Below are 16,697 nucleotides of genomic sequence, written 5' to 3'. Positions count from 1 at the left end.
CATGATTGAACGCGGAAAATTTCGCTCGCTGACCCTGATAAACTGGAACGGCTTCTTTGCACGTACCTTCGACCTCGATGAGCTGGTGACGACGCTCTCAGGCGGTAATGGTGCGGGTAAATCCACCACCATGGCGGCATTTGTCACCGCCCTGATCCCCGATCTCACGTTGCTGCACTTCCGTAACACCACGGAAGCGGGAGCCACCAGCGGCTCACGCGACAAAGGCCTGCACGGTAAGCTGCGGGCTGGGGTCTGCTATTCGGCGCTGGATGTGATCAACTCACGCCATCAGCGTGTGATTGTGGGTGTGCGTCTGCAACAGGTGGCAGGGCGCGATAAGAAAGTCGATATCAAACCCTTCAGTATTCACGGGCTGCCGATGGACAGCAACCCGACCGACATGCTGACGGAAATTCTCGATACCCGTCAGGCACGCGTCCTGTCGCTGAATGATGTTAAAGAACGCGTAGAAGCCTGCGAGGGCGTGCAGTTCCGTCAATACAGCTCCGTGACCGACTACCATGCGATGATGTTCGATCTGGGCATTGTGCCGCGCCGCCTACGCAGCGCCAGCGATCGCAGTAAGTTCTACCGCCTGATCGAAGCTTCGCTGTACGGCGGGATCTCCAGTGCCATCACACGTTCACTGCGTGACTACCTGCTGCCGGAAAATGGCGGTGTGCGTAAGGCCTTCCAGGATATGGAAGCCGCACTACGCGAGAACCGTCTGACGCTGGAAGCCATCCGCGTGACGCAATCCGATCGCGATCTGTTTAAACACCTGATTTCCGAAGCGACCAGCTACGTATCGGCGGACTATATGCGCCACGCTAATGAGCGTCGTGTGCATCTGGATGGCGCGGTACAATTGCGTCACGATCTCTTCACCAGCCGCAATCAGCTGGCGGCAGAGCAGTATCGTCATGTTGAAATGGCGCGTGAGCTGGCAGAGCACTCCAGTGCGGAAAGCGATCTGGAAGTCGATTATCAAGGTGCCAGCGATCACCTGAACCTGGTGCAAACAGCAATGCGCCAGCAGGAAAAAATCACCCGTTATGATGCCGATCTCGAAGAGCTGACGGTACGTCTGGAAGAACAGACGGAAGTGGTTGAAGAGGGGCGCGAGCTGCTGGAAGAGCAGGAAGCGCGTGCGGAAGCCGCAGAAACCGAAGTCGATGAACTGAAAAACCAGCTGGCCGATTTCCAGCAGGCGCTGGATGTGCAGCAAACGCGTGCCATTCAGTACCAGCAGGCGTTACAGGCACTGGAGCGCGCGCGCTCACTCTGTCAGCTGTCGGATTTAACTACCGGGAACGCGGAGGAGTATCAGCACGCATTCCAGGCTCGTGAAGAAGAAGCGACCGAACGCCTGTTAACGCTGGAACAAAAACTCAGTGTGGCAGAAGCCGCGCACGGGCAGTTTGAACAGGCACTGGCGCTGGTCACGGCTATTGCAGGCAGCGTCGCTCGTCAGGATGCGTGGCAAACCGGGCGTGAGATCCTGCGTGACGCACATAACCAGCGCCATCACGCCGATCAGCTCTCCTCACTGCGTCTGCGCCTGAACGAACTGGAGCAGCGCCTGCGTGAGCAGCATGATGCAGAGCGTTTGCTGGCTGAGTTCTGCAAACGCCAGGGGCAGCAGTATGACGCTGATGCGCTGGAAGGTTTACAGCGTGAGCTGGAAGCGCAGATTGAACAGTTGAATGCCACCGTAGCGGATGCCGGTGAACGCCGTATGCAGATGCGCCAGGAGCTGGAGCAACTGCGTGAACGCATCACTGCCCTGACTGCACGCGCGCCGCACTGGCTGGCTGCACAGGAGATCCTCACTCAGTTAAGTGAACAAACTGGTCAGCAGCTCAGCAGCAGCCAGGATATCACCGAATACATGCAGCAGCTGTTGGAGCGCGAGCGCGAAACCACCGTTGAGCGTGATGACATTGCGGCACGCAAGCGCGATGTAGAACAACAGATTGAACGCCTGAGCCAGCCTGGTGGCGCAGAAGATGCCCGCCTGACCCAACTGGCCGAGCGTTTCGGTGGCGTGTTGCTGTCGGAAATCTATGATGATGTCACTCTTGATGATGCGCCGTACTTCTCTGCACTGTATGGCCCGTCACGTCATGCCATCGTTGTGCCGGATCTCTCCCTGGTTCGTGAGCAACTGGAAGGGCTGGAAGAGTGCCCGGAAGATCTCTACCTGATTGAAGGGGATCCACAGTCGTTTGATGACAGTGTCTTTGCCGTCGATGAGTTAGAAAAAGCGGTAGTGGTGAAAATCGCTGAACGCCAGTGGCGCTATTCCCGCTTCCCGAAAGTGCCGTTGTTTGGCCGCGCCGCGCGTGAAAACCAGCTGGAGCTGTTGAGCAATGAGCGTGACCGCCTGGCAGAGCAGTACGCCACGTTGTCGTTTGATGTGCAGAAAACGCAGCGCCTGCATCAGTCTTTCAGCCGCTTTATCGGTAGCCATTTGGCCGTTGCATTTGATGCCGATCCTGAAGCCCAAATCCGCAGCCTGAATACGCGTCGTGGTGAACTGGAACGCGCCCTCAGCCAGCATGAAAATGACAACCAGCAGCAGCGTCAGCAGTTTGAGCTGGCGCGTGAGGGGGTGGCACAGCTTAACCGCCTGCTGCCACGAGTCAGCCTGTTGCTGGATGACACGCTAGCCGATCGCTGCGAAGAGATCCGCGAGCAGGTGGAAGAAGCCCAGGATGCGTCGCGTTTCCTGCATCAACATGGCGCTCGCCTGACGAAACTGGAAACACTGGTTGGCGTGTTGCAAAACGACCCTGAGCAACATGAACAGTTACAAGCGGACTATCAGCAGGCGCAACAGCAGCAGCGTGATGCCCGTCAGCAGGCCTTTGCGCTGACAGAAGTGGTACAGCGTCGCGCGCACTTCAGCTATGCCGATTCTGCCAGCATGTTGACGGGTAACAGCGATCTCAGTGACAAGCTGCGTCAACAACTTGAACATGCCGAAGCGGAACGTGCACGCTCGCGTGAACGTCTGCGTGAGCTGCAACAGCGCCTGACGCAGTATTCGCAAGTGCAGGCGTCACTGAAAAGTGCCTTTGATGCCAAACGCGATATGTTGCAGGAGTTGCAACAGGAGATGCAGGCAATTGGCGTTCAGGCGGATGCTAGCGCAGAAGAACGAGCACGTATCCGACGTGATGAGCTCTATACCGCGCTCAGCCACAACCGTGCACGCCGTAATCAGCTGGAAAAACAGATTACCTTCTGTGAAGCCGAATCCGACAGCCTGCAGAAAAAACTGCGTCAGCTTGAGCGTAACTACCATCAGAGCCGTGAGCATGTGGTCAGTGCCAAGGCGGGATGGTGTACCGTATTGCGTCTGGTGAAAGACAATGGCGTAGAACGCCGTCTGCACCGCCGTGAACTGGCCTATATGGGGGCAGATGAACTGCGCTCAATGTCGGATAAAGCATTGGGTGCTCTGCGCCTGGCGGTGGCGGATAACGAACATCTGCGTGACGTACTGCGTGCTTCAGAGGATCCTAAACGCCCTGAGCGCAAAATTCAGTTCTTCATCGCCGTTTACCAGCATCTGCGTGAGCGTATCCGTCAGGATATTATTCGCACTGACGATCCGGTTGAAGCGATTGAGCAGATGGAAATTGAGCTGAATCGCCTGACGGAAGAGCTGACGGCACGTGAACAGACGTTGGCAATCAGCTCGCGCAGTGCGGCAAACATCATTCGCAAAACCATTCAGCGCGAACAGAACCGTATTCGTCAGCTTAACCAGGGACTACAGGCGGTCAGCTTCGGTCAGGTGCGCAGTGTGCGTCTGAACGTGAACGTCCGTGAAGCTCACTCGTTGCTGCTGGACACGCTCTCGGCTGAGCATGAACAGCATCAGGATCTGTTTAACAGCTCCCGCCTGACCTTCTCTGAGGCCTTAGCGAAACTGTATCAACGCCTGAATCCGCAGATTGATATGGGACAACGTACGCCGCAGACCATTGGTGAAGAACTGCTCGACTACCGCAACTATCTGGAGATGGAAGTGGAAGTTAACCGTGGTTCGGATGGCTGGCTGCGTGCGGAAAGTGGTGCGCTGTCTACCGGTGAAGCGATCGGTACCGGGATGTCAATTCTGGTGATGGTGGTACAAAGCTGGGAAGAAGAGTCTCGCCGTCTGCGTGGCAAAGACATTTCACCGTGCCGTCTGCTGTTCCTCGACGAAGCAGCCCGACTGGATGCGCGTTCCATCGCCACACTCTTCGAACTGTGTGAACGTCTGGAGATGCAACTGGTGATTGCTGCGCCGGAAAATATCAGCCCGGAAAAAGGCACCACCTACAAACTGGTACGTAAAGTCTTTAACAATACGGAGCATGTGCATGTGGTAGGGCTGCGAGGTTTTGCGCCTGATGCACCGAAGCCACGACCAGAGGCCGCTCAGGTTGAGGATTCACAGGCAGAGTTGTAGGTGCCGCTGTGGGTTTTTCAACGCGCTGAAAAACCCCAGGTTATTTCCTGAAAGAGGCGTCGCTTAAGCGGCGCTCAACGCGAGGGGGCAGTGACCTCGCCAGGATTTACGGCACGAAGCCTGAGAGAGGGACACCAGAGAGCTGAGCTATTTCTGGTAACGGCATTTGTCAGAACAGGCAAATGCCGTTTTTTATTTGTATACTCAAACCGATGCGTAGTGGTGTAGCGAATTCAGACACAGCGTTAACTTATGAGGGGGCAGGGATGTTGCTTAACACAAGTATAAAAACAAATCGGTTGGTTGGGGTGCTGAGCCTCATGCTGTTATTGTCACCCCTGAGCGCGAGCGTTGCAGCGGTCAATAGCACAGTGCCACATACCGGACAGGGAACGTTTACGGTAGGACAGAGTCAACAGCGTATTCTGCAAGAGTTCGCGCCGGCCGACAGGCCATTCTATCTGGCTGCACTCGCCAGTTTGTACGCTAATCGCCATATGCAACCGCTGTGGCAGGACGCTGACGCGACACAACAATTTCAACAGCAGTTAGCCGAAGTCGCGCTCTCTGGCGTACAGCCCCAGTTTACCCACTGGCTTGATTTACTCACCAATCCACAGGTCAAGGGCTTCGCGCGCGATGTCGTGTTGTCTGATGCCATGCTGGGCTATTTGCAGTTCGTCGCTAACGTGCCGCAGAAAGGGGAAACCTGGCTCTACAGCAATGTTCCCTACAAAATGGAACCTCCGGCTATCTCCGCTGAGAACCAATGGCTGAATGCTTTCAATGCGGGTGGCGGCTCTACTTTCGTGGCTTCACTGGCACCGCAACATCCGCAGTATGTACCGATGCACAGTGCGTTGAAAAAACTTCTGCGGGATAAACGCCCGTGGCCACAGTTGAAAAACGTCGCCACGCTGCGCCCAGGACAGGTAAGCAATGATGTGCCAGCACTGCGTGAAATTCTGGATCGCACCGGTATGTTGCAGGCCACCACGACTGCGCCTGAGCCGTCTGAAGACCGCGTGCCCACTGCGCCAGTGCCGGTTAGTCAGTCCAGTGAGCCGGTCGCTGTGAGCCCATCCGCCACTTCAACCTCTTCGTTGATCACCGCCGATACGCCGCAGGCACAAGGTAATGTGCAAGCGACCAGTACAGCGATGCCCGGCAGTGTTTATGATGACACGCTGGTCGCCGCGGTGAAGCGCTTCCAGCAGTGGCAGGGGCTGGAGAGTGATGGCAACATTGGCCCAAGAACGCGCGAATGGTTAAACGTTTCACCCCAGATGCGTGCGGCACTGCTGGCGCTGAATATTCAACGCCTGCGCCTGCTGCCGGATGATATGCACAACGGGATCATGGTCAACATTCCCAACTTCTCCCTGATTTATTACAACAACGGCAATAAGATCCTCAGCTCGCGTGTGATTGTGGGGCGGCCGGATCGTAAAACGCCACTGATGCGCAGCGCGCTCAACGATGTGGTGCTTAATCCGCCGTGGAACGTGCCAACCTCGCTGGTGCGTAAAGACATTATTCCAAAAGTAAAACAGGACCCCTCTTACCTGGATAAACATGGGTTCGTTTTACTGTCTGGCTGGAGCAGTGATGCACAGGTAGTGAATCCGCATATGATTGACTGGTCAGGTATTTCTGCCACTAATTTCCCTTACCGGATGCGCCAGTCTCCGGGGGCCATGAATGCGCTGGGCCGTTATAAGTTTAATATGCCGAGCAGTGATGCGATTTATCTGCATGACACCCCTAATCATGGCCTGTTCCAGCGCGATCTGCGGGCGCTGAGCTCGGGTTGTGTCCGCGTTAACAAAGCTTCAGAGCTGGCGGGTATCTTGCTACAGGATGTTGGCTGGAATGGCGGTCGTATCTCTGACACGCTGAAACAGGGAGATACGCGTTACGTCTCCATTCGTCGTCGTATCCCGGTTAACCTCTATTATTTAACCGCCTGGGTCGCGGATGATGGCAAAGCGCAGTACCGTACAGATATTTACAATTATGATATGACGGCACAATCCGGCAGCCACCTTCTCAGTCGCGCCGGTCAGTTATTGCTCTAGTGATTGATTTACAACTGCCTTTCAGTCGGGGATGAAAATCCCCGACTTGTCCTAATTAGGTCGCCTATCTCGGGCGGCTGCACAAAGCAGTGATACGTGGGTTGACGGATATTTGCCTGGCGGTTATGGTTCCGCCTTGTGTGCTTTTTGCACATAAAAGTTGGCTTTTTATCAGGTAATCGCGCTTCATGACAAAATTTAATCCTCAACGCCGTAAACTTCTGCTTTGCGCAGGTGCTGCCTCTGGCCTTGCGCTGTTGCCCGCTTCGGCAATGGCTTCGCTCTCTACTTCTCGCCCACGCGTACTGACGCTAAATAACCTGCATACCGGTGAAACGTTGAAGACTGAATTTTTCAACGGGCAAACGTACGATAAGAGTGAATTGACGCGTCTGAATCACTTTTTCCGTGACTACCGCGCCAACCAGGTCAAAAACATCGATCCGCACCTGTTTGATCAACTCTATCTGTTACAGGCAATGCTGGAAACCCGTAAGCCGGTTTCGCTGGTTTCGGGCTACCGCACCCTTGCCACCAACAATATGCTGCGTGAAAGCGGCCCTGGTGTGGCTAAACACAGTTACCATACCAAAGGACAGGCGATGGACTTCCACATTGATGGCATTGCGCTTGCGAACGTACGCAAAGCCGCGTTATCAATGCGTTCAGGTGGTGTAGGATATTACCCGCGCAGCAACTTTGTTCATATTGACACCGGACCTGTCAGACACTGGTAACAGTGCCGACGCTGCTGCGCATACCGGTCATGGAGAGTTATGAAGTACCACATTATTCCTGTTACTGCGTTTGCCCAGAACTGTTCAGTTATCTGGTGTGAGGCCACGGGCACTGCTGCCTTAGTCGATCCCGGCGGTGATGCGGAAAAGATTAAGCAGGAGCTGGCACAGCTTGGCCTTAAGCCGGCTCAGATCCTGTTAACGCATGGGCATCTGGATCACGTTGGGGCCGCCGCCGAACTGGCCGCATTTTATCAGGTTGAGATTGTGGGCCCGCACCGCAACGATGCTTTCTGGCTGGAGAACCTGCCAACGCAGAGCCAGATGTTTGGTTTCGCGCATTGTGAACCCTTGCAGCCGAATCGCTGGCTGGAAGAGGGGGATGTTGTCACAGTGGGCGAGGTTAGCCTGCAAGTACTGTTATGCCCAGGGCATACGCCGGGTCACATTGTCTTTTATGATGCGGCAGGCCGCCTGCTGGTTTCCGGTGATGTGATTTTCCGCGGTGGCGTAGGACGAACTGACTTCCCGCAGGGCAGTCATGAAGACCTGATTACGGCGATTCATACCAAGCTGTTGCCGCTCGGTGATGATGTGACTTTCCTGCCGGGCCATGGCCCGATCTCCACGCTGGGAGAGGAACGGCGCAATAATCCCTTCCTGCAATAAAAAATGGGCCATAAGGCCCATTTTTACGTTTTGATGCAAGCAATCGCTTACAGCACGGCGACAATCGCTTCGCACAGTTCAGACATGTTGTCTGGCGTCATACCGGCCACATTGATACGGCCAGAATTCACTGCATACACCGCAAACTCTTCACGCAAACGGATGACCTGATCTTTGGTCAACCCGCTGAAGGAGAACATGCCGTTTTGCAGGGTGATAAAGCTGAAATCACGATTCGCGCCTTTTTCAGCCAGCGTTTTAACAAACAGCTGGCGCATACGCTGGATACGCTGGCGCATATCGGTCAGTTCCTGTTCCCACAGGTTGCGTAACGCGTCGTTGCTCAGAATGGTGGCAACCACTGCCGCGCCGTGTGATGGCGGGTTCGAGTAGTTGGCACGAATGGTGTATTTCACCTGGCTAAACGCGGTGGTGGCGGTTTCTGCATTCGCAGCAACCAGCGTCAGGGCACCTACGCGCTCGTTATACAGGCCAAAGTTTTTCGAGTACGAGCTGGCGACCAGCAGCTCCTGATGCTGAGCCGCGAAAATCCGCAGACCTTCGGCATCTTCTTCCAGTCCACGCGCAAAGCCCTGGTAGGCGAAGTCAAACAGCGGCAACCAGCCTTTTTCCAGCGACAGTGCCGCCAGCTTTTCCCACTGCTCAGCCGTTGGGTCAATGCCGGTTGGGTTATGGCAGCAGCCGTGGAACAGCACCACGTCACCCGCCTGTGCTTGTTGCAGCGCAGCAACCAGATTGTCGAAGTCGAGGCTGTGGTTTTCGGCATCATAGTAGGGATATTCCACCACTTCGAGGCCTGCCGCGTTAAACACATTTTTATGGTTTGGCCAGCTTGGATTGCTCACCCAAACGCGTTTTACCGACGTTTGATTCGCCAGGAAGTCTGCCGCTACGCGCAGTGCGCCCGTTCCACCCGGCGTTTGTGCCGTGTGCGCGCGCGCTTGCTGGATAATGTTGCTGTCTTTGCCAAACAACAGCGCCTGAGTACAGCGGGCAAAATCTGCCAAGCCATCAATGCTGAGGTAATTTTTGCTGGTCTCGTTTTCCAGTAAAAATTGTTCCGCTTTCTTCACGCTGGCCAGCACCGGCGTTTTACCGGTTTCGTCTTTATAGACGCCAATACCGAGGTTAATTTTGTGCGTGCGGTCATCAGCGCGGAACAGATCCGCCAGACCAAGAATGGGATCGGCGGGAGCAGCAGAGATCGATTCAAACATGCGTAGTGTCCAGAGTGGGTGGGCTTAGCAAAATGAGCTATCAGGTTAGCGCTGCGCCACGCAAATGCCAACTGTTAACATAAGAATTCGCGCTGATACGTCAGAGAATAAGCAGGACTAATAATCGGCAGGCGGGAATGCGAAGAATACGGAAGTGCAGGCAATAAAAAACGGGGCCGAAGCCCCGTTTACTGAAACGCTGAAACGTGGGATTAGAACTGGTAAACCAGACCTACGCCAACTACGTCATCAGTGTTCAGACCCAGTGGGTTGTTGTCATCCAGACGGTTGATTTTGTAATCAACATAGGTAGACATGTTTTTGTTGAAGTAGTAGGTCGCACCGATGTCGATGTATTTGTACAGGTCAGCATCGCCAATGTTGGTGATTTTCTTGCCTTTAGACTGAACGTAGGCAATGGATGGACGCAGACCGAAATCGAACTGGTACTGAGCGACTAATTCAATAGTCTGCGCTTTGTTAGCAAAGCCATCCTGACCGGTAACATTGTTGTCAATGTAGGTCGCACGGTAGGTTTCGCTATACAGCGCTGCCAGGTAGATGTTATTCGCGTCATACTTCAGCGCGGTAGCCCACTGTCTTGCATCTTTATCGCTGTCGCTGCCGTAGAAGGCATTTTTCTGTGCAACAGTACGGTTGCCCTGCGCATAGGCCGCTACGATGCCAACACCGATTGGTGAGGTGTATGAGCTTGACACGCCCCAGGTATCGCCGTTTGAACGACGGATGTCTGAACGGTCATTTTTGCCCTGATACTGAACCGCGAAGTCCCAGCCATCAACCAGGCCGAAGAAGTTCTTGTTACGGTAGGTTGCAACGCCGGTAGAACGGCCAACCAGGTAGTTATCTGAGTAACCGGAATCGCCACCGAACTCTGGCAGCATATCGGTCCAGCCGATTGCGTCATACACTACGCCGTAGTTACGGCCGTAATCGAATGAACCAGCATCAGCAAATTTCAGACCGGCGAAGCCCAGACGGGTTTTGTTACCGTCTTGTGCGTCAGAACCTTCTGAGTTGTTAGCCTGGATGTTGTATTCCCACTGGCCGTAACCGGTCAGCTGATCGGTGATCTGAGTTTCACCCTTAAAGCCGAAGCGAACATAAGACTGGTCGCCATCGCTACCACTGTCTTTAGAAAAATAGTGCAGGCCGTCAACTTTACCGTACAGATCCAGTTTGTTGCCGTCTTTGTTATAGATTTCTGCCGCGTTTGCTGCACTTGCAGCTAACAGGGCAGGGATAACCACTGCAAGAATGTTGCGCTTCATCATTATTTATTACCCTCATTGGAGTTTATTTGGACTCCTGGTTTTGCTAGTGAATTCACTTTGTGGAACCCTTTCAGCAAACCGGTGTCTCGAGTGTCTGAACGCATCTTTCCATTGCGGGTAAATGAATTCTAGCGAGGAAATGCTACAAATATCCAGAATTGGTTTCAAAAAGAAAAAGAGTGTATCAATTTGTAAACTTGAGGGAACTTTGTGAGTCAATTCAAAATTTACAAAAATAAAAAAAGACTGGCAGAGCCAGTCTTCTTATATATATGAATTTCTTATAATTAATGCAGGAAATCAGAAGCTCGCATTGCGTGGCGTGCGTGGGAACGGGATAACATCCCTTACATTTTGTACGCCGGTGACATACGCGATCAAACGTTCGAAACCTAAGCCGAAGCCTGAATGTGGCACAGTGCCGTAACGGCGCAGATCACGATACCACCAGTAATCTTCTTTATTCAGGCCCATCTCTTCCAGGCGTGCATCCAGCACATCCAGACGCTCTTCACGTTGTGAACCGCCAATGATCTCACCGATGCCCGGTGCCAGAACGTCCATTGCGGCAACGGTTTTGCCGTCGTCGTTCAAACGCATGTAGAACGCTTTGATGTCTTTTGGATAGTTTTTCACTACCACTGGCGCTTTGAAATGCTTCTCAGCCAGGTAGCGTTCGTGCTCAGAAGAGAGGTCAATACCCCATGACACCGGGTTCTCGAACGTCTGACCAGACTGCAACAGGATCTCAACCGCATCGGTGTAGTCAACCTGAGCAAAATCAGTAGAGACGAAACGCTCCAGACGCTCAATTGCTTCTTTATCAACGCGCTCGGCGAAGAATGCCATGTCGTCAGCACGCTCTTCCAGAACGGCTTTAAACACATATTTCAGCATCGCTTCCGCTAACGCTGCGGCATCATTCAGGTCGGCAAATGCCACTTCTGGCTCCAGCATCCAGAATTCCGCCAGGTGACGGCTGGTGTTGGAGTTTTCCGCACGGAAAGTCGGGCCAAAGGTGTAAACTTTTGACAACGCACTGGCGTAGGTTTCACCGTTCAACTGGCCTGAAACGGTCAGGAAGGCTTCTTTACCGAAGAAGTCTTTATCGAAATCGACTTTACCCTGGTCGTCACGCGGCAGGTTTTCCAGATCCAGCGTAGAAACGCGGAACATCTCGCCAGCACCTTCGGTATCCGAAGCGGTGATCAGCGGGGTAGAGACCCAGAAATAACCGTTTTCATGGAAGAAGCGGTGCAGCGCCTGAGCCAGCGTATGGCGCACGCGGGCCACCGCGCCGATCAGGTTGGTGCGTGGGCGCAGGTGCGCAACTTCACGCAGGTATTCAATGCTGTGACGTTTTGCCGCCATTGGGTAGGTATCGGGATCGTCTACCCAACCGGTAACTTCCACCTTGGTCGCCTGGAGTTCAAACGCCTGGCCCTGACCTGGTGAAGCCACAACAGTACCGGTAATAATCACTGAGCAACCGGTAGTCAGACGCAGAACGTCATCCTGATAATTATTCAGAGAATTATTAACGACAGCCTGAACGGGATTAAAGCAGGAACCGTCATAAACGGCGATAAAGGAAAGACCGGCTTTGGAATCTCTTCGGGTACGCACCCAACCACGTACGGTGACTTCGCTGTCCACCGCAACACGGCCGTGCAGTACATCCGCTACAGGCACTACGCTCATAAAGTTCTCTCTATAAAAGATGTGAGTTTGAAAATATCCCCGCAAATGGGGTGTCGTTATGTTACTTGTGCAACCTCAGGAAACAAGCAAAATTGCTGTCCGGTAGCGCAAATTTTATTTGCGCCCGTGGCTTAGGACAATTTAGCCCCTTCACTCCCGTGTGGAGTGAAGGTGACTGTGCCGCAAATCATCGCGGCAGATGGGAAGAATAGCGGGGAATTAACTGGCTTTTTTCACCAATGGCAGATCAAATGCTTTGCGTAGCGCACGGATAAACGCCGGATCGTGGCAAATGGTTTTGCCTGGGCTGTCGGAAAGTTTTGCTACTGGCTTGCCATTGCACTCGGTCAGTTTGATCACAATATTCAGCGGCGTAATGCCGGGAATGTCGCAGGTCAGACGCGTGCCGATACCAAAACTGACGTTGGTCCGTTGACCAAAATGACGGTACAGCAGCAACGCCTTGTCTAAATTGAGGCTATCAGAAAACACCAACGTTTTACTCAGCGGATCAATGCCCAGCGATTCATAATGCGCGAGGGCTTTCTCTCCCCATTGCTCAGGATCGCCAGAGTCGTGACGTAACCCCTGATAGCGCGAGGCAAACTCGTAGCCGAAGTCACGCAGGAAGGCATCCATACTGATGCAGTCGGTCAGGGCGATGCCCAACTGACTGTCATACTCATCTAACCAGGCCTGTAACGCGGCACGTTGGCTGTTCGCCAACACCGGACTGATTTGCTGATGCGCCTGGAACCATTCATGCGCCTGCGTACCCACCGGGGTGAGCTGCAAACGGCGTGCAAGGTCGTAATTACTGGTGCCAACAAACCACGGTTGTGTTTGCAGTTGGCGCACAATCGCCTCCTGCACCGGCTGGGAAAAGCGACGGCGAGTGCCGAAATCCATCAGGCGGAAACGGCTGAGATCTACGTCAGCGGTCTGTTGATGGAACTCCGCCAGGCGTGCGTCGAGATGTGCCAGAGCCTGATCGACGCCAACCTCAGGGGAACGATGGCGATGGACGACTTCACTGATCAGTGCCAGTAGCGGGACTTCCCACATAATGACTTCACGCCACGGCCCGGTGATACGAATATCCAGTCGTCCAGCGCGATTATGCACCTTCACCTGTTGCGGGTTATAGCGGAACTGGCGCAGCCAGTCGAGATAATCGGGCGTGAAGAAAGGCAGTGAGGCGAGCCAGAGCTGCTCTTCGGGCTGTAGCGCCAGCGATTGCATGGTATCAATCTGTGCGCGAATGGCATCGGCATAGCTGCCGAGCTGCTCATCACCCCGGCAGCGGAATTCCGCCGTGACGGTGACGTCATTGTAGCGGTGCAACACGGCTTGCTGCATATGCAGTTTATAAGCATCAGTATCAAGCAGTGATGTCAGAATCGGGGAAGTGTGTCCAGTCATGGTGCGTTTTCGCATCCTCTTCCTCGGTACAGGGCCCGGTGTAAAAAATAATAAGACGAAGGAGTATAAAACAGTTGTTTCAACCGATCACACCATATTTCAGGCCACCGGGTCGAGGTCATTTTGTGCCAGTGTTAAAAAAATGTAGCTAAAAAATACAATCCTGCATTGAGCATGGCAAGGGAAGGCTAACAGGCATAGACTTGTGCGGTATCCCTTTTTTTGATGCGAGAAGGACTTATGACGCAACAGCCGCAAATAAAATATCGCCACGACTACCGTGCACCTGACTACACCATCACTGATATTGATCTGACGTTTGATCTGGATGCGGAAAGCACCCAGGTCACGGCAGTCAGCCGTATTAAGCGCCTTGGCGATGCGCAGGCCGAACTGCGTCTGGATGGCGAAGCGCTGACGCTGCTGTCGCTGGAAGTCAACGGTACACCGTGGACGGCTTACCACGAAGAGGAAGGCGCGCTGATCCTGCGGCAGCTTCCAGAGACCTTCACCCTGAAAATCGTTAACCTGATCCACCCGGCGCAGAACACCGCGTTGGAAGGGCTGTATCAGTCAGGGGAAGCGCTGTGTACGCAGTGTGAAGCCGAAGGGTTCCGTCATATTACCTGGTATCTTGATCGCCCAGATGTGCTGGCGCGTTTTACCACCACGATTTTCGCTGACAAGACGCGTTACCCTTATCTGCTCTCGAACGGCAACCGCATTGACGGCGGCGAGCTGGAAGCTGGACGCCACTGGGTGAAGTGGGAAGATCCGTTCCCAAAACCTTGTTATCTGTTCGCGCTGGTTGCCGGTGAGTTCGACGTGCTGCGTGACAGCTTCAAAACCCGCTCAGGACGTGACGTGGCGCTGGAGATCTTTGTCGATCGTGGCAACCTCGACCGCGCTGACTGGGCGATGACGTCACTGAAAAACAGTATGAAGTGGGATGAGGAGCGCTTTAACCTCGAATACGATCTCGACATCTTTATGATTGTCGCCGTCGACTTCTTCAACATGGGCGCGATGGAGAATAAAGGCCTCAACGTCTTTAACTCTAAATTTGTGCTGGCGAAAGCGGAAACCGCCACAGACAAAGACTACCTCGGGATCGAGGCGGTGATTGGTCACGAATATTTCCACAACTGGACCGGCAACCGCGTCACCTGCCGTGACTGGTTCCAGCTCAGCCTGAAAGAGGGGCTGACGGTGTTCCGCGATCAGGAGTTCAGTTCCGATCTGGGCTCACGCGCCGTTAACCGTATCGACAACGTGCGCATTATGCGTGGTGCACAGTTCGCCGAAGATGCCAGCCCAATGGCGCACCCGATCCGCCCAGATCAGGTGATTGAGATGAACAACTTCTACACCCTGACCGTGTATGAGAAGGGATCGGAAGTGATCCGCATGATGCACACGCTGCTGGGTGAGAACAGCTTCCAGAAAGGGATCGCGCTCTATTTCGAACGCCATGATGGCAGTGCCGCCACCTGCGATGACTTCGTGCAGGCGATGGAAGATGCGTCCAACGTCGACCTCTCGCAGTTCCGTCGTTGGTATAGCCAGTCCGGTACGCCAGTGCTAACGATTCGCGATGACTACAACCCCGAACTGGAGCAGTACACGCTGCATGTAGCGCAGCACACGCCAGCCACGGCAGATCAAAAAGAGAAACTGCCGCTGCACATTCCTCTGGATATCGAACTGTACGATCACGAAGGCAATGTCATCCCGTTGCAGCACAATGGCCATCCGGTGCATTCGGTGCTTAACGTCACGGAAAACGTGCAGACCTTTATCTTCGATAACGTCTATTTCCAGCCGGTTCCCTCGCTGCTGCGTGAATTCTCGGCACCGGTCAAACTGGAATATAAATGGAGCGATGCGCAACTGACCTTCCTGATGCGCCACGCCCGTAACGACTTCGCCCGTTGGGATGCAGCACAGAGCCTGTTGGCGACCCACATCCGCCTCAACGTCGCGCGCTATCAGCAAGGGCAACCGCTGTCTCTGCCGCTGCATGTGGCTGATGCCTTCCGTGCGGTGCTGTTGGATGAACAGTTAGATCCGGCGCTGATTGCGCTGATTCTGACGCTGCCTTCTGAGAACGAAATTGCCGAGCTGTTTGAGGTGATCGATCCTGAAGCCAACGCTGCCGTTCGCGATGCGCTGTTGCGCACGCTGGCGAAAGAGCTGCAGGATGAAGTGTTAGCGGTTTATCACGCTCACAAAGTTAACGAGTACCGCATTGAACATGCGGATATCGGTAAACGTGCACTGAAAAATATCTGTCTGACCTATCTTGCCTTTGGTGATGCCGGGCAGGCCAATGCGCTGGTTGAGAAGCAGTATTATCAGGCGAACAACATGACCGATGCGTTGGCCGCCCTTGCCGCCGCAGTGGCAGCACAGTTGCCGTGTCATCAGGCTCTGCTGGCGCACTACGATGAGCGCTGGCATCAGGATGGTCTGGTAATGGATAAGTGGTTTGTCTTGCAGGCCACCAGCCCGGCAGAAGACGTGCTGACCAAAGTGCGTGAGCTGTTACATCACCGCTCCTTTACCCTGACCAACCCGAACCGTATCCGCGCGCTGATTGGTGCCTTTGTGTCGGCCAACCCGGCGGCATTCCATGCCAAAGATGGCAGCGGTTATGCGTTCCTGGTCGAGATGTTGACCGATCTTAACACCCGTAACCCGCAGGTGGCGGCACGTATGATTGAGCCGCTGATCCGTCTGAAACGTTACAGCAGCCAGCGCCAGGCGCAAATGCGTGCCGCGCTGGAAAAACTCCAGGGACTGGATAAGCTCTCAGGCGATCTGTTTGAGAAAATCAGCAAGGCGCTGAAAGCCTGATCGTAAAACGTTATTTCGCACAAGGCACCCACAACGGGTGCCTTTTTAATTTAACGCCTGATTAAATTGCGTTCTCCCGATTATTTATTCGCTATCTCACCCTACATTTTATTAAATCACCCGCCTTTATTTTCACGGCAACGCTGCGGCGATTTTCGTCCTGAACCGCGTCTGCCTTATGGAAAAACGAAACCTCCATTGCTTTTTTGATGATTGCGCGCCGATCAGGTTGT

Annotated in this window: 9 protein-coding genes; 5 read left to right on the top strand and 4 right to left on the bottom strand. The window is 53.9% G+C overall.

The features are described from left to right. Window position 1: 1 nt before the first annotated feature. The 4 genes from mukB (at window position 2) to F3J40_RS03500 (ending at window position 7,952) form a co-directional block, all read left to right on the top strand. On the top strand, window positions 2–4,468 hold the full coding sequence (gene mukB, locus F3J40_RS03515) for a chromosome partition protein MukB (RefSeq protein WP_167012603.1): 4,467 nt from the start codon (window positions 2–4) through the stop codon (window positions 4,466–4,468). A gap of 266 nt (window positions 4,469–4,734) precedes the next feature. Next, window positions 4,735–6,546 carry a L,D-transpeptidase gene (gene ldtD, locus F3J40_RS03510; RefSeq protein ID WP_167012602.1) on the top strand — a complete coding sequence of 604 codons (1,812 nt, stop codon included), beginning with the start codon at window positions 4,735–4,737 and terminating at the stop codon, window positions 6,544–6,546. 188 nt (window positions 6,547–6,734) lie between these two features. Continuing rightward, window positions 6,735–7,283 carry a peptidoglycan L,D-endopeptidase MepK gene (gene mepK / locus F3J40_RS03505; RefSeq protein ID WP_167012601.1) on the top strand — a complete coding sequence of 183 codons (549 nt, stop codon included), beginning with the start codon at window positions 6,735–6,737 and terminating at the stop codon, window positions 7,281–7,283. Window positions 7,284–7,322: 39 nt separating this feature from the next. Beyond that, window positions 7,323–7,952 (top strand): MBL fold metallo-hydrolase, encoded by a 630-nt coding sequence (locus F3J40_RS03500; protein WP_167012600.1) that lies wholly within the window; start codon window positions 7,323–7,325, stop codon window positions 7,950–7,952. 47 nt (window positions 7,953–7,999) lie between these two features. On the opposite strand, the gene F3J40_RS03495 is transcribed toward F3J40_RS03500, so the two are convergent. The 4 genes from F3J40_RS03495 to pncB form a co-directional block, all read right to left on the bottom strand. Then, entirely contained in the window at window positions 8,000–9,190 is a 1,191-nt protein-coding gene (locus tag F3J40_RS03495) for an amino acid aminotransferase (RefSeq protein ID WP_167012599.1), read from the bottom strand. A gap of 212 nt (window positions 9,191–9,402) precedes the next feature. Beyond that, complete coding sequence (ompF, locus tag F3J40_RS03490; RefSeq protein WP_304623106.1) at window positions 9,403–10,485, bottom strand: porin OmpF; 1,083 nt, start codon at window positions 10,483–10,485, stop codon at window positions 9,403–9,405. A 300-nt stretch (window positions 10,486–10,785) separates the two neighbouring features. Beyond that, entirely contained in the window at window positions 10,786–12,186 is a 1,401-nt protein-coding gene (gene asnS, locus F3J40_RS03485; protein WP_017349536.1) for an asparagine--tRNA ligase, read from the bottom strand. 219 nt (window positions 12,187–12,405) lie between these two features. Next, window positions 12,406–13,608 carry a nicotinate phosphoribosyltransferase gene (gene pncB, locus F3J40_RS03480; RefSeq protein WP_167012598.1) on the bottom strand — a complete coding sequence of 401 codons (1,203 nt, stop codon included), beginning with the start codon at window positions 13,606–13,608 and terminating at the stop codon, window positions 12,406–12,408. Between the two features lie 240 nt (window positions 13,609–13,848). Here pncB and pepN point away from each other — a divergent pair, with 240 nt between their 5' ends. Continuing rightward, window positions 13,849–16,464: an aminopeptidase N gene (pepN, locus tag F3J40_RS03475; protein WP_167012597.1), complete on the top strand. Its 2,616-nt coding sequence runs from the start codon at window positions 13,849–13,851 to the stop codon at window positions 16,462–16,464. Window positions 16,465–16,697: the final 233 nt, after the last annotated feature.

It is taken from the genome of Candidatus Pantoea multigeneris (assembly GCF_011752615.1).
GTDB classification, from domain to species: Bacteria; Pseudomonadota; Gammaproteobacteria; order Enterobacterales; family Enterobacteriaceae; genus Pantoea; species Pantoea multigeneris.
The sequence above is the reverse complement of the archived record's forward strand: the minus strand, read 5'-3'. Positions and strand labels throughout refer to the sequence as shown.